Origin of the sequence: Paraburkholderia sediminicola (assembly GCF_902859805.1) — a bacterium.
GTDB lineage: Bacteria > Pseudomonadota > Gammaproteobacteria > Burkholderiales > Burkholderiaceae > Paraburkholderia > Paraburkholderia sediminicola.
In genome coordinates this window covers 218,517-240,691 of record NZ_CADIKC010000005.1, presented here as the reverse complement: position 1 = coordinate 240,691, position 22,175 = coordinate 218,517, and the positions used below count along the sequence as shown (strand labels likewise).

At 60.4% G+C, this 22,175-nt stretch carries 22 protein-coding genes and 1 pseudogene; 9 read left to right on the top strand and 14 right to left on the bottom strand.

The window, feature by feature from the left end; genetic code table 11:
* Positions 1–18 precede the first annotated feature (18 nt).
* Positions 19–489, top strand: a complete 471-nt coding sequence (gene trmL, locus R8871_RS19760; RefSeq protein ID WP_175051992.1) for a tRNA (uridine(34)/cytosine(34)/5-carboxymethylaminomethyluridine(34)-2'-O)-methyltransferase TrmL — start codon at positions 19–21, stop codon at positions 487–489.
* Here the strand turns inward: trmL and R8871_RS19755 are convergent.
* From R8871_RS19755 to R8871_RS19735, 5 genes are all read right to left on the bottom strand, one after another.
* Complete coding sequence (locus R8871_RS19755; protein WP_175051991.1) at positions 462–1,010, bottom strand: O-acetyl-ADP-ribose deacetylase; 549 nt, start codon at positions 1,008–1,010, stop codon at positions 462–464. The genes trmL and R8871_RS19755 overlap by 28 nt on opposite strands.
* 95 nt (positions 1,011–1,105) lie before the next feature.
* Complete coding sequence (locus tag R8871_RS19750; protein WP_175051990.1) at positions 1,106–2,104, bottom strand: NAD(P)H-dependent glycerol-3-phosphate dehydrogenase; 999 nt, start codon at positions 2,102–2,104, stop codon at positions 1,106–1,108.
* A gap of 22 nt (positions 2,105–2,126) precedes the next feature.
* Positions 2,127–2,597 carry a protein-export chaperone SecB gene (gene secB / locus R8871_RS19745; RefSeq protein ID WP_054035743.1) on the bottom strand — a complete coding sequence of 157 codons (471 nt, stop codon included), beginning with the start codon at positions 2,595–2,597 and terminating at the stop codon, positions 2,127–2,129.
* Between the two features lie 175 nt (positions 2,598–2,772).
* Positions 2,773–3,033: a glutaredoxin 3 gene (gene grxC, locus R8871_RS19740; RefSeq protein ID WP_054035740.1), complete on the bottom strand. Its 261-nt coding sequence runs from the start codon at positions 3,031–3,033 to the stop codon at positions 2,773–2,775.
* A complete protein-coding gene (locus R8871_RS19735; RefSeq protein WP_054035864.1) occupies positions 3,030–3,455 on the bottom strand; it encodes a rhodanese-like domain-containing protein in 426 nt (141 codons plus the stop codon). Before R8871_RS19735 ends, grxC begins: the two co-directional genes overlap by 4 nt.
* A 137-nt stretch (positions 3,456–3,592) precedes the next feature.
* Here R8871_RS19735 and gpmA point away from each other — a divergent pair, with 137 nt between their 5' ends.
* The 3 genes from gpmA to R8871_RS19720 all read left to right on the top strand — a co-directional run bounded on the left by gpmA (position 3,593) and on the right by R8871_RS19720 (position 7,169).
* Positions 3,593–4,339 carry a 2,3-diphosphoglycerate-dependent phosphoglycerate mutase gene (gene gpmA / locus R8871_RS19730; protein ID WP_175051989.1) on the top strand — a complete coding sequence of 249 codons (747 nt, stop codon included), beginning with the start codon at positions 3,593–3,595 and terminating at the stop codon, positions 4,337–4,339.
* A gap of 314 nt (positions 4,340–4,653) precedes the next feature.
* Complete coding sequence (locus R8871_RS19725) at positions 4,654–6,234, top strand: S41 family peptidase (RefSeq protein ID WP_175051988.1); 1,581 nt, start codon at positions 4,654–4,656, stop codon at positions 6,232–6,234.
* A 176-nt stretch (positions 6,235–6,410) separates the two neighbouring features.
* Positions 6,411–7,169, top strand: coding sequence for a HesA/MoeB/ThiF family protein (locus tag R8871_RS19720; RefSeq protein ID WP_175051987.1), 759 nt, complete (start codon positions 6,411–6,413; stop codon positions 7,167–7,169).
* Positions 7,170–7,259: 90 nt separating this feature from the next.
* Here the strand turns inward: R8871_RS19720 and ptsP are convergent, their stop codons facing one another.
* The 7 genes from ptsP to R8871_RS19685 form a co-directional block, all read right to left on the bottom strand.
* The gene (gene ptsP / locus R8871_RS19715) at positions 7,260–9,008 is read right to left on the bottom strand and encodes a phosphoenolpyruvate--protein phosphotransferase (RefSeq protein WP_175051986.1); all 1,749 of its coding nucleotides are present in this window, start codon (positions 9,006–9,008) and stop codon (positions 7,260–7,262) included.
* A 288-nt stretch (positions 9,009–9,296) separates the two neighbouring features.
* Positions 9,297–9,566, bottom strand: a complete 270-nt coding sequence (locus R8871_RS19710) for an HPr family phosphocarrier protein (protein ID WP_054035732.1) — start codon at positions 9,564–9,566, stop codon at positions 9,297–9,299.
* A 105-nt stretch (positions 9,567–9,671) separates the two neighbouring features.
* Positions 9,672–10,199: a PTS sugar transporter subunit IIA gene (locus tag R8871_RS19705; RefSeq protein WP_093643774.1), complete on the bottom strand. Its 528-nt coding sequence runs from the start codon at positions 10,197–10,199 to the stop codon at positions 9,672–9,674.
* Between the two features lie 331 nt (positions 10,200–10,530).
* A complete protein-coding gene (gshB, locus tag R8871_RS19700; protein ID WP_175051985.1) occupies positions 10,531–11,487 on the bottom strand; it encodes a glutathione synthase in 957 nt (318 codons plus the stop codon).
* A gap of 102 nt (positions 11,488–11,589) precedes the next feature.
* Complete coding sequence (gshA, locus tag R8871_RS19695) at positions 11,590–12,879, bottom strand: glutamate--cysteine ligase (protein ID WP_175051984.1); 1,290 nt, start codon at positions 12,877–12,879, stop codon at positions 11,590–11,592.
* Positions 12,880–13,108: 229 nt separating this feature from the next.
* Positions 13,109–14,617, bottom strand: a complete 1,509-nt coding sequence (locus R8871_RS19690; RefSeq protein ID WP_175051983.1) for an ammonium transporter — start codon at positions 14,615–14,617, stop codon at positions 13,109–13,111.
* A gap of 43 nt (positions 14,618–14,660) precedes the next feature.
* On the bottom strand, positions 14,661–14,999 hold the full coding sequence (locus R8871_RS19685; RefSeq protein ID WP_006048089.1) for a P-II family nitrogen regulator: 339 nt from the start codon (positions 14,997–14,999) through the stop codon (positions 14,661–14,663).
* Between the two features lie 399 nt (positions 15,000–15,398).
* Here R8871_RS19685 and R8871_RS19680 point away from each other — a divergent pair, with 399 nt between their 5' ends.
* The 4 genes and pseudogenes from R8871_RS19680 to R8871_RS19665 all read left to right on the top strand — a co-directional run bounded on the left by R8871_RS19680 (position 15,399) and on the right by R8871_RS19665 (position 17,669).
* On the top strand, positions 15,399–15,656 hold the full coding sequence (locus R8871_RS19680; RefSeq protein ID WP_175051982.1) for an accessory factor UbiK family protein: 258 nt from the start codon (positions 15,399–15,401) through the stop codon (positions 15,654–15,656).
* A gap of 121 nt (positions 15,657–15,777) precedes the next feature.
* A pseudogene (locus tag R8871_RS19675) lies at positions 15,778–16,797 on the top strand (YifB family Mg chelatase-like AAA ATPase); the annotation flags it as partial.
* Positions 16,798–17,098: 301 nt separating this feature from the next.
* The gene (locus tag R8871_RS19670; RefSeq protein ID WP_175051818.1) at positions 17,099–17,518 is read left to right on the top strand and encodes a hypothetical protein; all 420 of its coding nucleotides are present in this window, start codon (positions 17,099–17,101) and stop codon (positions 17,516–17,518) included.
* The gene (locus R8871_RS19665; RefSeq protein ID WP_175051981.1) at positions 17,439–17,669 is read left to right on the top strand and encodes a helix-turn-helix domain-containing protein; all 231 of its coding nucleotides are present in this window, start codon (positions 17,439–17,441) and stop codon (positions 17,667–17,669) included. Before R8871_RS19670 ends, R8871_RS19665 begins: the two co-directional genes overlap by 80 nt.
* Positions 17,670–18,213: 544 nt before the next feature.
* Here the strand turns inward: R8871_RS19665 and R8871_RS19660 are convergent.
* Positions 18,214–19,383 (bottom strand): DUF4238 domain-containing protein, encoded by a 1,170-nt coding sequence (locus R8871_RS19660; protein ID WP_175051980.1) that lies wholly within the window; start codon positions 19,381–19,383, stop codon positions 18,214–18,216.
* Positions 19,384–19,672: 289 nt separating this feature from the next.
* The gene (locus R8871_RS19655; protein WP_175051979.1) at positions 19,673–20,677 is read right to left on the bottom strand and encodes a hypothetical protein; all 1,005 of its coding nucleotides are present in this window, start codon (positions 20,675–20,677) and stop codon (positions 19,673–19,675) included.
* 448 nt (positions 20,678–21,125) lie between these two features.
* On the opposite strand from R8871_RS19655, the gene R8871_RS19650 reads away from it, so the two are divergent.
* Positions 21,126–22,136: a DUF3800 domain-containing protein gene (locus R8871_RS19650; protein WP_175051978.1), complete on the top strand. Its 1,011-nt coding sequence runs from the start codon at positions 21,126–21,128 to the stop codon at positions 22,134–22,136.
* The last annotated feature ends 39 nt before the right edge of the window (positions 22,137–22,175 follow it).

The window sequence follows — 22,175 nt, the reverse complement described above, 5'->3', positions numbered from 1 at the left end:
TCTCTATCAGAAGCCATCATGTTCAATGTCGTTCTCGTCGAACCCGAAATTCCGCCGAACACCGGCAACGTCATCCGCCTGTGCGCCAACACCGGCGCGCGGCTGCATCTGATCGAGCCGCTCGGCTTTCCACTCGACGACGCCAAGTTGCGCCGCGCCGGTCTCGACTATCACGAGTATGCGCAGATGAACGTGCATGCCGATTGGGCAGCGTTCGTCGCCAGGGAAACACCCGATCCGGCGCGGATGTTCGCCTTCACCACCCGCGGCTCTGGCCGGTTCCACGAGCATGAGTTTCAATCCGGCGACTGGTTCGTGTTCGGCGCCGAAACGCGCGGCCTGCCTGACACTGTGCTCGATCAATTCGCCAATGAACAACGCGTGCGTCTGCCGATGCGGCCGGGCAACCGCAGCCTGAATCTGTCGAATACGGTCGCAATCGTGGTGTTCGAAGCGTGGCGTCAGACCGGCTTCGACGGCGGCGCCTGACGGCGCCTCAATTCGGCTTCGTAGCGCGCGAGCATGGCTTCGTCGAAACAGGCGAACACCACGTGCTCGATTTTCGGGGTGCGTGGCAAAGTTTCAAGCACGGTGCCCACGGCGATTTGCACGGCTTCGTCGGCAGGGAAATGGTAGACGCCGCAACTAATTGCGGGGAATGCAATGCTCGTGCAATGCGCCTGATGCGCTACTTCGAGCGAGCGTTGATAGCAGGATGCAAGCAGATCCGCCTCGCCTCGCACACCACCCTGCCAGACCGGGCCGACCGCATGGATCACGTGTTTGGCCGGTAACTGGTAGCCACGGGTGATTTTCGCATCACCGGTGGCGCAGCCACCGAGTGTTTCGCACTCGCGCAGCAATTCCTTGCCGGCCGCGCGGTGAATCGCGCCATCCACGCCGCCCCCGCCTAGCAACGAAGTATTCGCGGCATTGACGATCGCATCCACGGCAAGTGTCGTGATGTCGACCACGCGCGCTTCTAGCGTGCAATTGTTAAAACTGGGCATGAGAACCTCGCTAGTCCGAAGCGTCGATAAAACGTGGACAGCGATGGTAGGCAGCCGTTCAGCGCTTTTCGCGCTAAACGGCTGAAAGACAAGACTTATTCTGCTTTCGAATCGCGCCGCAAGAGGGCGCTCACGGCGTCGCGGGGCGCTACGCCGTCGAACAGCACGGCACAGACCGCCTGCGTGATCGGCATTTCGATCGCGTGAGCGCGAGCGATCGCCAGCACAGCTTGTGCACAACGCACGCCTTCGGCCACGTGACCGAGGCCGCCGAGGATATCGTCGAGCGTACGGCCCGCGGCGAGTTGCACGCCGACCGTGCGATTGCGCGAGAGATCGCCTGTGGCGGTCAGGATCAGATCGCCCAGCCCGGTCAAACCGGTGAACGTCTCCGCCCGCCCGCCGAGCGTCACGCCTAGGCGTGACATTTCAGCGAGGCCACGCGTAATCAGCGCCGCACGTGCATTAAGACCGAGGCCGAGGCCATCGGCAATACCCGTGGCAATCGCTAACACGTTCTTCACCGCGCCGCCTACTTCCACGCCGACGATGTCATCGCCGGTATAGATGCGCATAGCGCCATGATGGAATGCAGCAACCGTGCGCTCCCGGCATGTTGCCGACGTACTCGCGATCGTCAACGCGACCGGCAAGCCCTGCCCGACTTCACGAGCGAAACTGGGACCCGACAGCACGCCGTTACTGCCATGCCCCGGCAATTCAGCCGCGACCACCTGATGCGGCAACAACTGCGAGTCGGCTTCGAAACCTTTGCACAACCACACCACATGCGCCGGCACTTTGCCCGCGTCGTGCATCGCCCGGAACAGACCCCGCAGACCGGCAACCGGCGTCGCCACGACGCATAACGCGTCGTCGGCGAGCGCATGGTCGAGCGCTGCGTTCAGATCGGCTTCATAGCGAAGGGACGGCGGCAAAGCAACGCCCGCCAGATAGCGGGCGTTTTCGTGCGAAGCGGAGAGATCGGCGATGAGCGCGGGTTCACGCGCCCACAGCACCGTGTCGTGCCGTGCGGCCAGATGGCCGGCGAGGGCTGTGCCCCATGCACCGGCGCCGAGGACAGCAACCTTCATAGCCGGCACCGAACGGACGCGTTTAATGCGTGACGCCGTTTTGCGCCGCGCCTTCCTGGCCGCCCATTTGCGCGAGACGTTGCTCGTACAGCGCCTGGAAGTTGATCTCGGCGAGGTGGATCGGCGGGAAGCCTGCGCGGGTAATCGCGTCGGCGATGTTCGAGCGCAGGTACGGGAACAGGATCGTCGGGCAGGCAATGCCGACCAGCGGGTCGATCTGTTCAGCCGGAATGTTGCGGATGTCGAAAATGCCGGCTTGCTTGGCTTCGATCAGGAACGCAACCTTGTCCGACACCTTGGCCGTGACCGTGCCCGTCACGAGGATTTCGAACACGGTGTCGGCGAGGCGCTCGGCCTTCACGTCGACTTCGACTTCGACCGACGGCATTTCCTGCTCGAGGAAGATGCCCGGCGAATTCGGCTGCTCGAGCGACATGTCCTTCAGGTAGATGCGCTGGATGTTGAAGAACGGCTGGTTATTCTCGTCGGACATGATTGAGTGATTCCCTGATAGGTATGCATGGCGGCGGCCCATGACTCACGGGCCGCCAGATCGTTGCGGCGCATCGCCGGCCCTCGAGGTTCTTCTTGAAGGGCCAGCACGCGCCGACTTGTATTTCACCTGCCCCACTCACGCGCCGGCCGGCGCATGAGTCAGGCAGCTTCGTTCAGGCAGGTTCGAGCAGAGGCATCAAACCGCCCGCGCGATCGAGCGCGGACAGATCATCGTACCCGCCGACATGCGTCTCGCCGATGAACACCTGCGGCACCGTACGGCGACCGGTCCGGGTCATCATTTCTTCACGACGGGCCGGGTCTTTGTCGATCAGTACCTTTTCAACGTGCTCGACGCCGCGCGACTTTAAAAGACGTTCGGCCATCTGGCAATACGGGCACACCTGGGTGCTGTACATGATGACTTTGTTCACTTGGCTGCTCCTTGTTTCACAACCGGCATACCGGCTTTCTGCCAGGCGTCGACACCGCCTTCGAGAACATGGACTTCGGCGTATCCCGCATCCTGCACGATACGCGCTGCCTTGTTCGACTGCTGGCCGGTCTGGCATACCAGCAGCACCGGGTTGCTCTTGTTCTTCACGAGTTGCGCGACTTTCGCCTGCAGCTCTGCAAATTCAAGGTGCCGTGCCGCGGGCAGATGGCCCTTGGCAAAGTCGGCGGACGGACGCAGATCGATGACCGCCGCATTGCGCCGGTTGATCAGTTGAGTGGCTTCAGCGGCCGACAGGCCACCGCGGCCACGCCGGCTGATCGTCGGCCACAGCAGCAACCCACCGGAGATGAGGACGATTGCGATCAGTACAAGGTTTGTGTAATCAGTGAAAAACTTCACGGAAAATCCGCCGAAAAAGAGAGAAATCGAAAAGGGCAATCCAGCCATTATAAAATAACCGTCTGACGCGATGGCGGCGCTCCTCCAGAGGATCTTCGCAACGCTTTACCGCTTCCTTACTACCGACCGGCAATCTCATGTACAAACTCGTTCTCATCCGCCACGGCGAATCGACGTGGAACAAGGAAAACCGCTTCACAGGCTGGGTCGACGTCGACCTGACCGAACAGGGCAATCGTGAAGCGCAGCAAGCGGGCGTGCTGCTGAAGGAATCGGGCTACACGTTCGATATCGCCTACACGTCGGTGCTCAAGCGCGCGGTCCGCACCTTGTGGCACGTGCAGGACCAGATGGACCTGATGTATCTGCCGGTGGTGCATTCCTGGCGCCTGAACGAACGCCACTACGGCGCGCTGTCGGGTCTGAACAAGGCGGAAACCGCCGCCAAATTCGGCGACGAACAGGTGCTGGTCTGGCGCCGCAGCTACGACACGCCGCCGCCGGCGCTCGATCCGTCGGACGAACGCGCGCCTTACGACGATCCGCGCTACGCCAAGGTGCCGCGCGAGCAATTGCCGCTCACCGAGTGCCTGAAGGACACCGTCGCACGCGTTCTGCCGTTGTGGAACGAGTCGATTGCGCCGGCCATCAAGTCGGGCCGCAAGGTCGTGATCGCCGCGCACGGCAACTCGATCCGCGCCATGGTGAAGTACCTGGACAACATTTCGGACGACGACATCGTCGGCCTGAATATCCCGAACGGCGTGCCGCTCGTCTATGAACTCGACGAAAACCTGAAGCCGGTCAAGCACTACTACCTGGGCGACCAGGACGCGATTGCGAAGGCGCAGGCCGCTGTCGCCAAGCAGGGCAAGGCAGGCTAAACCGGGACCACCGGCCGCCGCGACCCCCGTCTGTAGCAGAAATTTGCAGCGGGGGCCCGGCAAACGGGCCGTCCCATCGGCAAGACCTACCGGCGTACGCGTCCCGCCGGCTGTCAATTGCGCCATCTCACTGCCATCTTGCGGTTACTGCACATTACTTCTGCGTCGCGAGCGCCGAGTCACGAACCAGGACCCGCCGGCGCTGTCGAATCACGATTGCCTGCGCTGCGCCCTGACTGGGCAGGTGTGCAGTTATACTTGTCCGTCCCCATCTCTATCGACGCTGCCACGCGCTCCCGACCGCAACAGACTCTATGCGAAAGAACCTGAAAAATATCGGCCTGATTGCCGCGGGCCTTGCTACCGGCGCATTTGCCACCCTGCAACTCTCCGCCTCGGCCCAGCAACCCGCCAGCGCCGCCTCGAGCGCCGTCGCACCGTTGCCGCTGGACCAACTCCGGCTCTTTGCCGAAGTCTTCGGGCAAATCAAGCATGAGTACGTCGAGCCGGTAGACGATAAAAAGCTCCTCACCGCCGCGATCAAGGGCATGGTGTCGAGCCTCGACCCGCACTCGTCGTATCTCGACAAGACCGATTACGAAGAACTGCAGGAGCAGACCAAGGGTCGCTTCGCGGGTCTCGGCATCGAAATTTCGTCGGAAGACGGCTTGATCAAGGTGATCTCGCCGATTGAAGACACGCCCGCGTTCCGCGCCGGCATCCGTCCGGGCGACCTGATCACCCGTATCAATGACAAGCCGGTGCGCGGCATGACGCTCGACCAGGCCGTCAAGCAGATGCGCGGCGATCCGGGCACCAAGGTCACCCTGACCATCTTCCGCAAGACCGACGACCGCACGTTCCCGCTCACGGTGACGCGCGCGATCATCAAGGTCCAGTCGGTCAAGATGAAGATCCTGGCGCCGGGCTACGCCTATGTCCGCATCACCAGCTTCCAGGAACGCACCACGCCTGATCTGGCCGCCAAGCTGCAAGACATCGCCCGTCAACAGCCGAACCTGAAGGGTCTCGTGCTCGACCTGCGCAATAACGGCGGTGGTCTGCTGCAAAGCGCGGTCGGCGTCGCCGGCGCGTTCCTGCCGTCGAATTCGGTTGTGGTGTCGACCAACGGTCAGATCCCGGATTCGAAGCAGGTCTATCGCGACACGTACGATAACTACCGCCTGCAATCCTTCGACAGCGATCCGCTGAAGGACGAAGCGCCGATCTTCAAGACTGTGCCGATGATCGTGCTGACCAACGCCTACTCGGCGTCGGCTTCGGAAATCGTCGCGGGCGCACTGCAGGATCAACATCGTGCGCTGATCGTCGGCAAGACCACGTTCGGCAAAGGCTCGGTGCAGACCGTCCGCCCGATGACGGCGGACACCGCCTTGCGTCTGACCACGGCGTACTACTACACGCCGAGCGGCCGTTCGATCCAGAACAAAGGCATCCGTCCTGACATCGCGGTCGACCAATACGCAGAAGGCGATCCGGACGACGCACTGGTTACGCGCGAAGTCGACTACTCGAACCACCTTGCGAACACGCAGGATCCGAACGAGAAGAAGGAAGCGGACCAGCGCGAACAGGAGCGCATGGACCAACTGCGCCAGCTTGAAGAGCAAAACGACAAGAAGACGCCGGAACAGCGTCAGAAGGATCGTGAGCGCAAGCCGGTCGAGTTCGGTTCGACCGACGACTTCATGCTGACGCAGGCGCTGAACAAGCTGGAAGGCAAGCCGGTGCAGGAATCGAAGTCGCTGACCGAGCGGCGTCTGGCGCAAAACAAGCCGGCAGCATCGGCCTCCGCGCCGGTCGCGGTGAAGCCGACGCAACCGGTACCGGGCGCATCGGCACCGGCCTCGGCACCTGCTACGCAAAGCAACTAAGCAGCAAACCCAACGTGTCTTCGCAGCGGAACGTGCTGCGAAGACACGTAGCAGTACAGCCGTAATACCCGGCACCAGCAAGAACACCCGCTCCCCGGCGCGATTAAAATAACGAAACCGCGCATGGCAGGCCATCGGTCCTGCATCTCATTGCGCGACACTCCACGCGCCCCGCCATGAACGACGATCAACTCCTCCGCTATTCCCGCCACATCCTCGTCGACGAAATCGGCATCGAGGCGCAGCAGCGCTTTATCGACGCGCACGCGATCATTGTCGGCGCGGGCGGCCTGGGTTCGCCGGCAGCGATGTATCTGGCAGCAGCAGGTGTCGGCCGTCTCACGCTGGTCGATGCGGATACGGTCGACCTGACCAATCTGCAGCGGCAGATTTTGCATGTGACAGCGTCGGTCGGGCGCAAGAAGGTGGAGTCCGGGCGCGACGCGATCGCCCAGATCAATCCTGAGGTGGTAGTGAACGCGGTGGCCGAACGCGTCGACGATGCATGGCTCGATCACGAGGTGCCGCACGCCACGGTTGTGCTCGATTGCACGGATAACTTCGCCACGCGCCACGCGATCAACCGCGCCTGCGTGAAGCATGGCGTGCCTTTGGTCTCAGGCGCGGCCTTGCGTTTCGACGGCCAGATCAGCACCTTCGATTTCCGCGACGCGGCGTCGCCCTGCTATGCGTGCGTGTTCCCGGAAGATCAACCGTTCGAGGAAGTCGCGTGTTCGACGATGGGCGTGTTCGCGCCCACAGTCGGCATCATCGGTTCGATGCAGGCGGCCGAAGCGCTGAAAGTGATCGGCGAAATCGGCACGCCGCTGATGGGCCGTCTCACGATGCTCGATTCGCTGCGGATGGAATGGAACACGATGCGCATTGCGCGTCAGCCGGATTGCCCGGTATGCGGGCAGCGGCATCAGGCGTGAGCCCACGCGAGCAAGCAAGACGCCAAAAGGAAAACGCCGCACATATGTGCGGCGTTTTTCATTTGAACCCACCAATCCGGATTTTCAGTTTCAAGCCAGCACCACGCGCTTCAACGCCGCCTGCACCTCTTCCGGTTCGAACGAAGCCAGCACGTCGGCCACCGGCTTTTCGAGCGTCTTCAGATGCGAGCGCAGGACTTCCTGCTTGACCACCAGCAACTGGCTCGGGTGCATCGAGAACTCGGTAAGGCCCATGCCAAGCAACAGACGCGTCAACGCCGGGTCGCCCGCCATCTCGCCGCACACCGACACCGGCACCCCCGCCCGCTTCGCCTCGCGCAGCGTGAAGGCGATCAGATGCAGCACCGCCGGATGCAGCGGGTCGTACAGATGCGCGACCGAGTTGTCCGCGCGATCGATCGCCAGCGTGTACTGGATCAGATCGTTGGTGCCGATCGACAGAAAATCCAGCCGCTTGAGAAACAGCGGCAACGCAATCGCTGCAGCCGGAATCTCGATCATCGCGCCGACCTGCACGTTCGGATCGTAGGCGATTCCGGCATCGTCCAGTTGACGCTTGGCCTCGCGAATCAGATCGAGCGTCTGATCGATCTCCTGCGCGTGCGCAAGCATCGGAATCAGAATCTTCACCTTGCCGAACGCCGACGCACGGAGAATCGCGCGCAGTTGCGTCAGGAACATCTGCGGTTCCGAGAGGCTCCAGCGAATCGCTCTGAGCCCCAAGGCGGGGTTCGGTGCGGTTTCGTAACCGTCGCCACCACTCATCGAATCGAGCGGCTTGTCGGCGCCGACGTCGATCGTACGGATCGTTACCGGCAAACCGTTCATCAACTCGACCGCGCGGCGATAGGCCGCGAACTGCTCCTCCTCTTCCGGCAACTGGTGCTTGTGATTCATGAACAGGAACTCGGTGCGGAACAGGCCCACCCCGGTTGCGCCTGAATCCACGGCCGCGCGCGCGTCCTCCGGCAACTCGATATTTGCGCACAGTTCGATGCGCGTGCCGCAAAGTGTTTGCGTGGGCGAAAACTTCAGCCGTTGCAGCTTGCGCTGCTCCAGCGCTTTTTCGCTCTGACGGTACGAGTATTCTTCCAGCACGATCGGTGCGGGATCGACGATCACGATGCCGTGATCACCGTCGACAATGATCAGGTCGTCTTGCCGGATCAGCTGGCTCGCATGCTGCACGCCAACCGCTGCCGGAATGCCGAGGCTGCGCGCGACAATCGCCGTATGCGAAGTCCGTCCGCCGAGATCGGTGACGAAGCCCTGAAACGTTTGCGTTTTGAACTGCATCATGTCGGCCGGCGCGATGTCGTGCGCGACCACGATCATTTCGTCGCAGGTACCGTGCACGCCGTCCACCAGCGCCACCGAAGCGCCGGCAAGCGCCTTCAGCACGCGTTCCACCACCTGTTCGATGTCGGCTTTCCGCTCGCGCAGGTATTCGTCTTCGATATCGTCGAAATGGCGCGACAGGCGTTCGAGCTGTTCGGTCAGCGCCCACTCCACGTTGTAACGGCGCGTACGGATCAGGTCGATGGTTTCCTGCACGAGCATTGCATCGTTCAGGATCATTGAATGAACGTTGATGAACGCGCCCATTTCGCTCGGCGCGTCTGCCGCGAGATCGGCACGCAACGTGTCGAGCTCGTAGTGCACATGTTGCTGGGCCGTGCGAAAGCGCTCGATCTCGCCCTCGATCTGGGCGGGTTCGATCAAATAGTGGTCTACGTCAAGTGCAGCCGGGGCGATCAGATAGGCCCGCCCGATGGCGATACCGCGTGACACGGGAATTCCATGCAGCGTGAAGGACACGCGCACCTCCTCTAGTTGTGTGATGCCGCGGCAAACCGCTGCAATGCTCTCAGACTCTGCTGGTCATTATAAATTCCGCGCCCGTTGTAGATACGTTAGGGCTGTGTGCAGCGCAGCACGAAATACCGTAACCATCCGCAACAATGCGCCTCCGGCGAGCTTGCGCTCCGGCAACGCGAACCCCCGCGCGCCACAAGCAGAAGCTTCTCAAGCTGCGATTGTCTCGCGCTAAAAAAAATGCCGCGGACAGCCGCGGCATTTTGCTTCAGGCAACGGTAACGCGTGAATTCACTGACCTTCGCCGAATTTATCAGCAATCAGTTTCAACAATGCGTCCATGGCTTCTTTTTCGTCGGTGCCTTCTGTTTCGATCAGCACCGTGCTGCCTATACCCGCGGCCAGCATCATCACACCCATGATGCTCTTGGCATTGATACGGCGGCCATTGCGGCTCATCCAGATTTCCGCCTGGTAGTTGCCCGCGAGTTGCGTCAACTTGGCCGACGCGCGCGCGTGCAGCCCCAGCTTGTTCACAATAGTCGTTTCCTGTTGCAGCATGTGATGGTCCGAAGCGCGGGTAAGTGTTGTAGTGAAAGGTGAAACTGCAAACCAGCTGCGATTGGGCGCGACCCAATCGCGATCCTTTAAAACCGTGAGATCCGCTTACAACCCGGTCGAGCCGGCTTTCTGCGTCAGGTCGGCCTCAGCCGGCAACGCTTGCAAACAGTCGGCGGCGGCGGCCTCCGGCGGCAAAGCGGGCAAACAGTCACTGGACCCCGCGGGCGGCGCAACCGGCGCCGGCGTGGCGGGCCCGATTGCGTGCACGCCCTTGGTGGCTCCGGCGAGCGCTTTGTCGACCAGCGTGTCGAGCGGCGTCGCGCGATAACAGACCGCGCGCACCAGCATCGGCAGATTGACGCCGCACAGCACACGGACGTTCGGCACCGAAGCGAGCCGCCCGGCGATATTCGCCGGCGTGGCGCCAAACATGTCGGTGAGCACGAGTGCGCCGTTTTCTTCCTTGAGCCGCTCGATTTCCGAATGCGCGAACGCGACCTGCTGTGCGGGATCGCAATCCGGCGATACATCGATCACGCCGATGCGAGCCGGCAAGCCACCGTAGATGTGCGAAATACAATCGCGCAACGCGGTGGCGAACGGAGCGTGCGCAATGATCAGAATGCCTGCCATGTCAGCCTTACTGCAAAAGAACGGCCCCGAACCGTGGACCGGGACGAAGCCCGGTTCGTAAGCGCCCTCGACTGGCCGTGGGTCGTGAGGGCCGGAACGCATCACCCGACGAGCAGCCCGCGGTGCCTGATATCGCTACGGCACAGGCGGGAAGCAGCTCGTTCACAGTCCGCAATCCATGCCAGTGGCGTCTGACAGACACCTTCCACTCGGCTTGGCGCGGGAGAGCGGGCATTGTATCAGGCTCATTTTCTCGCCAAAGCCGGTGTTTCGGTTGATGCGGATTTACTACACAGTTTGGGGGCCCTGGCGGCCATTCAAGGGCTGCGCCTCAAGCGGCCGCGCGCTCCAATGCGTCGATGAACATTGCGGCGACGTCGAAGCCGGTCTGATCCATGATTTCGCGGAAACACGTCGGGCTCGTCACGTTCACCTCGGTGAGCCAGTCGCCGATCGCATCCAGCCCGACCAGCAGCAGACCGCGCGCGGCGAGCACCGGCGCGAGCGTGTCGGCGATCTTGCGGTCGTGATCGGTGAGCGGGCGCGCCACGCCCAGCCCACCCGCCGCGAGGTTGCCGCGCACTTCATTGCCCTGAGGAATCCGCGCGAGCGAAAACGGCACCGCTTCGCCGCCAATCAGCAGGATGCGTTTGTCGCCTTCCTTGATCTCCGGGATGAACTTCTGCGCCATCACCGAGCGCGCGCCGTCGTGGCTCAGCATCTCGATGATCGAGCCGAGATTCATGCCGTCGGCCTTCACGCGGAACACGCCCATGCCGCCCATGCCGTCGAGCGGCTTGAGGATCACGTCGCCGTGTTCTTCATGGAAGGCGCGCAAACGGGCGGCGTCGCGCGTCACCAGAGTCGGCGCGACGAACTCCGCGAACTCGCCGATCGCCAGTTTTTCCGAATGATCGCGAATTGCCTGCGGCTTGTTGAAAATGCGCGCGCCGCCGCGTTCGGCGATTTCCAGCAACCATGTCGACGTCACGTATTCCATATCGAACGGCGGGTCTTTGCGCATCACGACCGCGCTGAAGCTCTTCAGCGATTTCGGCGTGGCCGCTTCAGCGGCGTACCACGTGTCGCGATGCAGGTCGGTCACGTCGCCGGTAATCGCAAAGCGCTGCACATTCGCCTCGACGTCGCCGCCGGTCCACGCCAGATGCTTCGGCTCGCACGTGTAGAGCGTGTGACCGCGGCGTGCGGCTTCGGCCATCATCGCGTAGGTGGAATCTTTGTAGATCTTGAACTGCGTGAGCGGATCGGCAATGAAAAGAATGTCCATGAGGATTCCGGTGCGCCCTTAGGGCTTGGCATTGATCGTCAAATATAGTCGCTGAAAATGACGATGGCGGCACGCATGCCGCCATCGACCATCTCGCGAGGCTTAAACCTGAATGGCTTCCGGATCGGTCTTTTCCAGTTCGACCGATGCGGCCAGCAACCCGAGCCGCGCCACCACGCCGTACATATAGAAGCGGTTCGGCACTGCCGCGCCGGGCTTGGCGTGCGCATCCGGCAGGGCCGTATGCTCGAAGCCGAGCGGCACGAAGTGCATGCCGGGCGCGTTCAGGTTCTGATCGCGCTCGCGGCTGCCGTGCACGCGGTAGAAGCCGCCCACCACGTAACGGTCGATCATGTACACGACCGGCTCGGCGACTTCTTCGCCAATCCGCTCGAAGGTGTACACGCCTTCCTGCACGATCACGTCATGCACTTCGAGGCCGTCTTTGGTGGCGGCCATCTTGGCGCGTTCGCGCTTGGTGAGCGCGGCCACTTCCGACGCGTCGTGCACGGTCATCACGCCCATGCCATACGTGCCCGCATCCGACTTGATGACAACATACGGTTTCTCGGAAATACCGTACTCGCGATACTTCCTCGCAATCTTCTTCAGGACACCGTCGATCGCGTCCGCCAGCGCTTCCTCACCGGTGCGCTCCTGGAAATCGACGCCTTCGACGTGTGCGAAGTACGGATTGATCATCCACGGATCGATCTCGACCATCTTCGCGAACTTCTTCGCAACGTCGTCATAACAGGAGAAGTGCGTCGATTTGCGGCGAACGGCCCAGCCGGCATGCAGCGGCGGCAGAAGATATTGCTCGTGCAGATTTTCCAGGATGGGTGGAATGCCGCCCGACAGGTCATTGTTCAGCAGAATCGAGCACGGGTCGAAATTCTTCAGGCCGAGACGCCGCTGCGAACGCTCGAGCGGTTCGAGCACGAGCTTCTGGCCGTCGGACAAGGCAATCGTGACCGGCCCGACGATGCTTTCGTCGAGTGTGCCGAAACGCACGTTCAACCCGGCCTGGCGCATGATCGCAGCCAGACGGGCGACATTCTCCAGATAAAACGCATTGCGCGTATGGCGCTCGGGGATCACCAGCAAATTCTTTGCGTCCGGGCAGATCTTTTCGATCGACGCCATCGCGGCCTGCACGGCGAGCGGCAGCACTTCCTGCGGCAGATTGTTGAATGCGCCGGGAAACAGATTGGTGTCGACCGGCGCGAGCTTGAAGCCCGCGTTACGCAGGTCGACTGAACAGTAGAACGGCGGCGTGTGTTCCTGCCATTCGAGCCGGAACCAGCGTTCGATGGCGGGCGTAGCGTCGAGGATCTTCCGCTCGAGGTCGAGCAGCGGGCCGTTTAACGCCGTAACTAGGTGCGGAACCATTGATCACTCGCAGACTGGAGAAAAAAGATTGTAGAGCAAATGCTTTGTCCATTTGGGGACGCTTTCTCCATTCGCAAGCGGATGCGAATGCATTCTCGCTATCGCCATGATAGGCAGGGAAAACTGCTGTTCACAAGAGACGCCGCAAGAAAAAAGCCCGCCATGAAGGCGGGCCAAAGTCGCTGCGCTTGATTCTGATCCGCAAGTCCTGAAACTTGCGGGGGAATCTTTATTCGACGTGTTCGCCGTGCAGGCTCACGTCCAGACCTTCGCGTTCTTCTTCTTCCGTCACGCGCAGGCCCATCACCATATCGATCACCTTCAGCAGGATGTAGCTCACCACGCCGCTGTAGACCAGCGTCGTCAGCACGCCCTTGGCTTGCAGAATCACGCTGCCGTCCGCGCCGCCGATGTCCTTGACCGCAAACACGCCGGTCAGGATGGCGCCCACGATACCGCCGATGCAGTGCACGCCGAACGCGTCGAGCGAGTCGTCGTAACCGAGCTTGTGCTTGAGCCACGTTGCCGACCAGAAGCAGATCACGCCTGCCGCGATACCGATCACCAGCGAACCCGCCATACCGACGAAGCCCGAAGCCGGCGTAATCGCCACCAGACCTGCCACGGCGCCCGACACGATACCGAGTACCGACGGCTTACCCTTGGTTGCCCATTCGGCGAACATCCATGCGAGTGCTGCTGCTGCGGTTGCCACTTGCGTTGCGAACATCGCGAAACCGGCACGGCCGTCTGCTGCCACTGCCGAACCCGCGTTGAAGCCGAACCAGCCCACCCACAGCATGGCGCCACCGATCAGCGTGAGCGTCAGGTTGTGCGGCGCCATCGCTTCCTTGCCGTAGCCAACACGCTTGCCGAGCACCAGAGCACAGACCAGCGCCGCGATACCGGCGTTGATGTGCACCACCGTGCCGCCCGCGAAGTCGAGGATGCCCGCGCTAGCCAGCCAGCCGGTCGGTTCCCAGACCATGTGCGCGATCGGCGAGTAGACGATGATCGACCACAGCGTCATGAACACGAGCATCGCCGAGAACTTCATACGGTCGGCAAACGCGCCCGTGATCAGTGCCGGGGTAATGATCGCGAACGTCATCTGATAGACGACGTAGACCGTTTCCGGGATCGTCGGTGCGAGGTGGCTGACGGTCAGCGTCGTGGCCTTGTCGCCCTTGATGTAGTTCATGCCCGCCATGAAGAAGCGCGAGAAGCCGCCAATGAACGAGTTGCCCGGCGTGAAGGCGAGGCTGTACCCCACCACCACCCAGATGATCGACACGAGGCAGGTGATCGCGAAGCTTTGCATCAGGATCGCGAGCACGCTCTTCTTTCTGACCATGCCGCCGTAGAACAGCGCCAGACCCGGGATCGTCATGAACAGCACGAGCGCGGTGGAGGTCAGCATCCAGGCGGTGTCGCCCGAATTGATCTTCGACGAATCGACCGAGAACGGCGCGGTCGGGGCGGCAGGTGCGGCGTCCGATGCTGCCGGCGCGGCTGCTGCGGCGCTGGCAGCCGGTGCGGCGGACGCATCAGCGGCCGGTGCCGAAGCCGCGGCGGCAGCAGGCGCTGCCGAGGCGTCAGGCGCCGGCGCGCTCGCCGTCGTATCGGAAGCAGGCGCCGAGGCGGCTGCAGGGGCGGAAGCGTCGTCCGCGAGGGCGGCGCCGATACCGCCCGCGAGCAGCGAACCGGCCATCAGCATGGACATCAATAATTTGCGCATCTTCGTTTCCTCTTGTCGCTATCTGTGTCGCTATCTTTTGGTATTACAGAGCGTCCGCGCCGGTCTCCCCGGTGCGAATCCGAATCACTTGCTCAATCGGCGTGACAAAAATCTTGCCGTCGCCGATCTTGCCGGTGCGTGCCGCGCGTTCGAGCGCCTCGATCGCCTGGTCGACGATGTCGTCCGAGACAGCCGCCTCGATCTTCACCTTCGGCAGGAAATCGACGACGTATTCAGCGCCCCGATACAGTTCCGTGTGGCCCTTCTGACGACCGAAGCCTTTGACTTCCGTCACCGTGATGCCTGAGACGCCGATGGCCGACAAGGCTTCGCGCGCCTCATCGAGCTTGAACGGCTTGATGATTGCGGTAATGAGTTTCATGAAATCCCTCGCTAAGTTGCGTAACCCGTTGCGTAACCCTGTTTGCGTACCCTGTAACCCGTTCGCGTGGTCTCGTTCCGCTGCCGGTAAAAAGCACCCGGCAGTGCGCGCGGGGCAGTAACAGCAACTCGCATGCCATGTTGTGTCAGACTTCGTCCGGGGCATGCTGCAGAAGGGGCGCAAGCGGCCCTGGCCGGATGGCCAACGTTGGCGGGGACCGGTGGCGCGGCGTATGGATCGTTGCTAGAGTGTTCGAAGGCTTTTAACGTTTGAGCGCGCACCAAACGGGCTCATACGGCAGCGGCAGGCAACAGGCCATGCACCAAGACGGCCCATTCAACGTGACAAAGCACAGGCGCAATGAAACATGCACATTTTTTGTGCATTAAGGGGAACACCATGAAACAACCGAACGATGTCTTTAACGATTTTCAGGCCCGCATGAGCGAGCTGTTCAAGAACTCGCCGGCCAAAGATGTCGAACGCAACGTGAAAGCCATGCTGTCGCAAGGTTTTTCCAAGCTCGACCTGGTCACGCGTGAGGAATTCGATACGCAGACCCAGGTGCTGGTGCGCACCCGCGCGCGCCTCGAGGAACTGGAACGCCGTGTCGCCGAGCTTGAACAGAAACTGCCGGTCACAACGCCGACACCCTGAAGCCTCGCCCGCAGCGTTTTAGCTGCGTAGTGCTGCACATCACTGGCAAGCGAGCCGTGACGTCATCAGCGTTTTAGGGGACTCGCGCGCGCTCAGGGCGCGCCGTCCGACGGGAGAAAACATGTCGCTTGCCGTGGTGCGCAGTCGCGCGCCGGCCTCTGGCCGCGCGCCCGAAGTAACCGTCGAGGTTCACCTCGCGAACGGATTACCCTCTTTTTCGATCGTCGGCCTTCCGGATCTGGAAGTGCGTGAAAGCCGCGAGCGCGTGCGCGCGGCGCTGCAAAACTGCAGCTTCGATTTCCCCGTCCGGCGCATCACTGTCAATCTCGCGCCTGCCGATTTGCCGAAGGAATCCGGCCGCTTCGATCTGCCGATTGCGTTAGGCATTCTGGCGGCGAGCGGCCAGATTCCGGCCGAGTCGCTCCTGCATCGCGAATTCGCCGGCGAACTGTCACTGACCGGCGCGCTGCGACCAATGCGCGGAGCTTTCGCGATGGCCTGCGGAACGGCTCGCAGCGCGGCGTCTCACGGCGGCTTGGCGGGCGTGTCCGTGTCTGCTTCTGCGTTCACTCGTATTACTTCAGCCGAACCGGTGACGCCCGGGACATCCTCTCAATCCACCCCGCAGCTTTATCTGCCCGCGGCAAGCGCGGCCGAGGCAGCGCTCGTGCCGGGTGTCGATGTCTATGGCGCCACCGACCTGCCGTCGCTGTGCGCGCATCTGGCCGACGCGCCGGACGGCCGGCTTTACCCGGTCGCTGCGCCCGACCTCAGTGAGACCGCACTCGCCGCCGTTCCTGACATGACCGACGTGATCGGCCAGCGCGGCGCGCGCCGCGCGCTTGAAGTCGCCGCGGCAGGTGGACATCACGTCCTGCTAGTCGGCCCGCCTGGCGCGGGCAAGTCGATGCTCGCCGCCCGCCTGCCAGGCCTGCTCCCACCCATGACCGACGACGAGGCGCTCAGCTCGGCGGCGTTGCTGTCCGCCAGCCGGGCCGGCTTTACGCCCTCGCAATGGCGGCAACGGCCGTTTCGCGCGCCGCATCATTCGTCGAGCGGGCCAGCGCTGGTCGGCGGACGCAACCCACCGCAACCCGGTGAAATCACCCTGGCGCATCTGGGCGTGCTGTTTCTCGATGAATTCAAACTTAGGTGTGGTGCAGCTCGTCTGTCTTTGAAATATTTCTCTTCGATCGGAGGGGGTGCGGGGGAGGACGCCTACCAAACCTGTGGATAACTGCCTCGGCAGCGGGTCAGTAACAATCCTCATTTAGCAAACTAAAAACAACTGTTTGCTTGTCAAGCGGAAGGATTTCGTCCACCGGCCAAGGCTCAAGCGCGTTCCATCGCCTATCCACGCGCATGTACCGGTGCTGAGCCGGTAACCAACGAGGTGTTACCCGACGAAGTTCAACCAACGGTTCCAGACGCGGAGGTCCGCCATGACCCAACAGGGAGAGGTGGCTAACGGATTCCACGCGGCTGCCCGGCGCGGCGGCAAGTTCCAAGAACTTCTCTACTCCGGCCACAAAAACAAATCGAAATTCCTCAGAGAAGTTCGACGACAACGCTATCAGAAATATCGGCTCAGCACTTGTCGCGGTCGTGCAGCTCCAGGGATGGAAAGGTCGTGCCAGTCGATCGGCACAGGCGTCTTGTATCCGCCAATCATCATGCGTAAGAAACATATCGTTCAACCAAGTCGTCGTAACACTGAAAAGGTTGACGATTGTGACTTAAAAGCTACTGACGGAAAAGCACCCAAAACCCAGTATTGCGCGGATGTCGGTTTCCGCGCCCAGTTCACCATCGATCTCCGCCAGACAGCAACTCGCGTCCAGCTTGCGCCGCCTTCGCGCTGAGCGGGGTTGGTCACAAGAAGAGCTTGCGGCTCGCAGCGCCTTAGATAGATCCTTCCTCGCCCACGTCGAGCGTGGCGCCCGAAACATCTCAATCGACAATATTGAAAAGCTGGCGCACGCGCTCGGTGTGAGGATAGCGGATCTTTTCTGATCGGTTTGGGTCGGGGGCGCAAAGTCGTCCTCGGGCTGCTCGTGGATGGAGGTCAGCCCCGCCCATCTCGTGAGTTGAGGGCTTCGCTCCAGCAGCATCTTTATTACTTAACCCTGGACTGCTGGGGGCCAGTCAAGCACGCAAAAGGACGAGAGTTTGAGACGATTAAGTGGCCGATCTGAAATTCTCGCTCCACCCTTACGCCAAGAAGGCATACGTACGTCGACCGCGGCGTGGCCCCACATCTCGTTCACCGTCGGCGAGAAGCAGTAATAGCATTCGAACATCGAACGTCAGCTAAGCGTCGCGTGCCGCCGATCGCGACCGGCTGGCATTCAGGCGGCTCATACTGTTTGCATTGGGCAGGACCGGCTATGAGAAGTCGTTCGTTCGCACCGTCGCTCCCACATTCAGGCGTCCGTTTCACTCAGGAACTGGCCGTTCAATTCGCAATCTTGCAGTGTTCCTTGTCGGCCGTTACTGACATTCGCGCAGAGACCCGAAGGTCTCTGCGTGCACCTTTACGCTATCTCTTTCTACACCGTCATGGCGTAGCGGTACCATAGGGGGCAGCGCACGTGCGTGCGGCGTGCTGGTCCAACACAAATTTTCCGAATTCACTTGCCTTGTATCGGCCCTTGTCCACTGCCTTCAGAAACGCGTCGTGGATCGCCACGCGTTCTGGATCGCGGACCAACAGGCCTCCAAACGTCCTTTCCTCATCGGGCATCGCCTTGAGACACTTTAAAAACTCAAGACGTAGACCAATTTTTGGTTCGGGTTTCGCCATCATGACAATCGACGACAACATGCCATCGGCACCCGCCGTGGGTTCGGACTCCTTGACCGTCGTCTTCTCTGGGTTACGCCGCAGAGCATTGCGCCGGTTTCCACGATCTATTTCGCTTAGTGGTTGGGCGTTATTGAAATAGATGTTTTCCAGAGCGTTCAGCCATTGAAGATCATTCAGCTGCTGAACGTCAGTCACGCTGGTAACGTCTACCGAGGTCGCTTTCCGGCCTCCCATCTTGTAGATCTTTTCGTCGTACAGAACCACCATGTGCTGGGGAGACACGGGGTAGAAGATTTGTAAGCCCTTGCTCGCGAGGCCGGTGTTACTTCGAATTACGCGTTCCTCGCCGTATTGATTGTAAAACACGACGGGGTGGTCGCTAGTGACAAATCGGATGGGGGTTCGATTGATCGCAATCTTGATCTGCAAATCATGGGCTATAGGCAAGCTATGGCTGACCGCCCTCAAAGTCAGCGCGAAAGGATTCTTGAGGCCAATCTTTACCATTTCCAGATGCTCGGGCTCAATACGCGCGTCTTTTGCTAGCGCCGTTTTGGCAAGCTTGTCCACCTGCTCATCAGCTGCTTCGCCAGCATGCTTTGTTCGCCCGTACTGGAACAGCACGAATGTCAACAACGCGTCGTGGTCCACGCTGTAGCGAACAGGAGGCCCTCCGCCCGCCACGATTTGATCGACTATGGGGGAGACTCGACCTTCGATTGTCCCGAACATATTCTCGATCACCAAGTCTTTGCCGTAGAAATAGTCCTCGTAACACTGCCCCCTAAGATTACCAGCGGTAAAGTGATCTCCTCGTTGAATATTGAACAACTTGATGGGGAGTCTGTCTTTTCCCCATGAAAAGTTCCGCAGATAGAATTGCGGAACGTAGTGTTGCTTCTTCTTCTCAGCCACTTTCATTCCCCGATGATCCGATTCAACGCGACCCGCAATCATCCTCCGCGGGCCGTGCGAGCGACAATTCTCCTGTGAATTGGCTCAGCAGATCAAGACGAATCACTGGCCGACAACGTGCCGACGGAGACGCAGGGTTGAATGACCGTTCTAGTCTGTAACTTGCGATAGCCCTCGCATTACATCGAAAGGCTGTTGTGGGTCAACTCACCCCTGCTAGATGAGAGCCGCGTTGGAGAGGGTCACAGTGCTCGACGGTAGGGCGTTGGTCGGCCAAAAGCAGCCGCTGACGAGATCACCCTTTACCCTTGGCGTCCTCGCGGATACCCTGCGTCAATTGCTCAACCAGAGTTAGTGCTTCAGCCACAGCCTCGCGCTTGATCACCAATCTCTGTCCAGATTTATACCGCGTGTCGCCGGTTTTCCTGATGTAATCATCATCGACGACACCCTGTGTGTGGGCGAGCAGGTGACGCTGCTGGAAGGCCGTCGTCAGCTGTCCCATCTCGACGGCCGTGAGGTGCTTGTCGTAACCGTGCCCTATGGCAGCAACCCAAAGAGCTGAACCCTCCGCGAGGTTCTGAAATGCGTTGCGCCGAATCTTGGTTGTCGGCGCAACACGCGCATGAAGCGCCTCTGCATTCCGCTGAAACGCCGTCACCGCGTTTTGTAAAGCGCTCTCGACGATCAGACGGCAAGTGTTCTCCGCAGTGTCCGCATCTGGAATGGCGGCTCTGATAGCGTCAACGGCTTCGAGCGACTGCCGGATGCCCTGGGCCGTGAGATCGAAGACAAGCTCCGCTGCGTTTGCTCCACAAGACGGACAGAAATACGCCGCACCGACAACGGCATATCCACACCCGCATTCACCACAAGTGATTTTCAGACGCATGGGCGCTGCCGCGGCGTAGGGAATCGGTACATGCTGAGGTCGGCTGTCCACCTTCATGCTCATCGAGATGAACCCGCCCTTGGGCTGTCTCTGGTTGAATTTTTGCGCGTCACGGCGAAGCGCACCACCGATTGCCCCCTGAATATTCGCCAGCGCAACGTCCCGAACGTGATTAAGCTGTTCCTGCGTCCACCACTTCTGGGCATCGGCGGTGTGGCCGCAGAATGGACAAAAGACCTCCTCGTCCCTGACCTTGTCCTTCCAGTCAGCCATCAGCACCTTGAACTGAGCCAAGCATTCTGGCGCGGGACACTCACGGTCAAAGTAGTTGTCATCGTCTGCTGAGATCGAAACGGTAGATTTATCGTCGCCAAGCTTTTTCAGTGCGCGGATTGTTTCTTCAAACATCGCCAGCCTCGTCCAAAAGATATATTCCCGTCCGAGGCGCTGCGGGAACGCACCTCGCTCCAACTAAGCTACCACTGTCGCATCCTCCGAGCTATTTTCCTAGCCGCCTCTATATGCTTTGGCTGCGTTGCTGCGGCGCTAGGATTCGCGGAGAGCTACCTCGTTTCTGCGGGCATATCCACAGATATCCGGCACTAAAGCAAAATCGCGTCGAACGACCGCCTAGGGTCGACCCGAGCCCGTCGTCGGACAGCGTCCGGCCAGGAAGCGACTGTCACCGAAAGCTTCGCTGCTGGCATTCGAACGTCGTCACCGCATCCGACAGCGGACATCGAATCGCGGTAGGGCTAAACGACCGAGCGGCGGGCGCGGCTGAAGAAACAGCGTTTGGTCTGACATAATCGAAGCGAGCCATTTTCTTGCGCATTAGCCCCGGAGTGTTGCGACTATGTTGATTTTTGTGGATGAATCGGGGACGTTTACTTTCGCGGAGAAGGAAGATTCTTGGTGTGCGATTGCCGCCTATGTGATCCCAGAGTCCAAAAGAAAACAGCTTGACGATCTCATGCGCACGTTTCGCTTTAAATATGGAAACGGTCGGGAAGTCAAGCTCGGAAAGGCGGGCGAAGCTGCATATATCGAGTTGCTGACGAAGCTGCGGAGCATCGGCGGGATGGCAGTTGTGATTGCTGTTGATCTCAGCCTCCATCGTCGTGACGCAATTGAACGTCATAGACAGGGGCAGGTGGAGAAAATCAGGAAAAACGTTCCGCACATGATCTACGAAGAAGGACGACAAGCCGTCGGACAAGTTGCGGACGAATTGAGCGCCTTGCCGTTGCAACTGTACACTCAACTGGTCTTGCAAGTCGAGCTGATCTACACCGTCCTGACCTCGGCTACGCTCTACTTTGTTCAGCGAGAACCTGTCAGTTTGGGAAGCTTCCGTTGGCGCGTGGACCAGAAAGATAAGATGCCTACGGTCTACGAGAGCGTTTTCAAAAAGCTACTTCCAGGATTTTTGCAAACCAAGTCATTGCGCGAGCCGATGATCTTCATTTCCGAGGGCGACTACAGATCATTCCGCCGCTTCGAATATCAGCCTGGAGAAGCTCCGGACTACTTGTCTAAAGTCTATGGGCTCGACATTGATACTACTGGGGACGGAAACATCAACATTGGCAAGATCATCAACGACGATTTCAAGTACGTCGATTCGGAGAAGTTTGCGGGCGTTCAGGTAGCGGACCTCCTCGCGTCTGGCGTTCGTCGAGTCCTTCGCGGCAACTTCGACAATGTTGAAAATGTCGCGTTGGCGCTTGGCTCGAATATGCTTAAAGCAGTAAAAGACAGAACCACGATCCGTTTGTTGTCTCTTGACCAGGTTAGTGACGTAAGCGAAAGGGCCGCCGAGCTAATAAAACTCATGAACCGATATGCAAGGCCGATGATCGCATAGAAGAGTCGTATCACTCTTCTGACGCATGTATGCACCGCC

Excerpts from the sequence above, each read along its gene's own strand:
- R8871_RS19720 (WP_175051987.1), top strand. The coding sequence starts at position 6,411 with ATGAACGACGATCAACTCCTCCGCTATTCCCGCCACATCCTCGTCGAC.
- R8871_RS19670 (WP_175051818.1), top strand. The coding sequence starts at position 17,099 with ATGACCCAACAGGGAGAGGTGGCTAACGGATTCCACGCGGCTGCCCGG.
- R8871_RS19680 (WP_175051982.1), top strand. The coding sequence starts at position 15,399 with ATGAAACAACCGAACGATGTCTTTAACGATTTTCAGGCCCGCATGAGC.
- secB (WP_054035743.1), bottom strand. The coding sequence starts at position 2,597 with ATGTCCGACGAGAATAACCAGCCGTTCTTCAACATCCAGCGCATCTAC.
- R8871_RS19665 (WP_175051981.1), top strand. The coding sequence starts at position 17,439 with ATGTCGGTTTCCGCGCCCAGTTCACCATCGATCTCCGCCAGACAGCAA.
- R8871_RS19655 (WP_175051979.1), bottom strand. The coding sequence starts at position 20,677 with ATGTTTGAAGAAACAATCCGCGCACTGAAAAAGCTTGGCGACGATAAA.
- R8871_RS19660 (WP_175051980.1), bottom strand. The coding sequence starts at position 19,383 with ATGAAAGTGGCTGAGAAGAAGAAGCAACACTACGTTCCGCAATTCTAT.
- gshA (WP_175051984.1), bottom strand. The coding sequence starts at position 12,879 with ATGGTTCCGCACCTAGTTACGGCGTTAAACGGCCCGCTGCTCGACCTC.
- gshB (WP_175051985.1), bottom strand. The coding sequence starts at position 11,487 with ATGGACATTCTTTTCATTGCCGATCCGCTCACGCAGTTCAAGATCTAC.
- gpmA (WP_175051989.1), top strand. The coding sequence starts at position 3,593 with ATGTACAAACTCGTTCTCATCCGCCACGGCGAATCGACGTGGAACAAG.
- R8871_RS19650 (WP_175051978.1), top strand. The coding sequence starts at position 21,126 with ATGTTGATTTTTGTGGATGAATCGGGGACGTTTACTTTCGCGGAGAAG.
- R8871_RS19690 (WP_175051983.1), bottom strand. The coding sequence starts at position 14,617 with ATGCGCAAATTATTGATGTCCATGCTGATGGCCGGTTCGCTGCTCGCG.
- R8871_RS19710 (WP_054035732.1), bottom strand. The coding sequence starts at position 9,566 with ATGCTGCAACAGGAAACGACTATTGTGAACAAGCTGGGGCTGCACGCG.
- R8871_RS19755 (WP_175051991.1), bottom strand. The coding sequence starts at position 1,010 with ATGCCCAGTTTTAACAATTGCACGCTAGAAGCGCGCGTGGTCGACATC.
- R8871_RS19725 (WP_175051988.1), top strand. The coding sequence starts at position 4,654 with ATGCGAAAGAACCTGAAAAATATCGGCCTGATTGCCGCGGGCCTTGCT.
- R8871_RS19750 (WP_175051990.1), bottom strand. The coding sequence starts at position 2,104 with ATGAAGGTTGCTGTCCTCGGCGCCGGTGCATGGGGCACAGCCCTCGCC.
- R8871_RS19705 (WP_093643774.1), bottom strand. The coding sequence starts at position 10,199 with ATGGCAGGCATTCTGATCATTGCGCACGCTCCGTTCGCCACCGCGTTG.
- trmL (WP_175051992.1), top strand. The coding sequence starts at position 19 with ATGTTCAATGTCGTTCTCGTCGAACCCGAAATTCCGCCGAACACCGGC.
- R8871_RS19685 (WP_006048089.1), bottom strand. The coding sequence starts at position 14,999 with ATGAAACTCATTACCGCAATCATCAAGCCGTTCAAGCTCGATGAGGCG.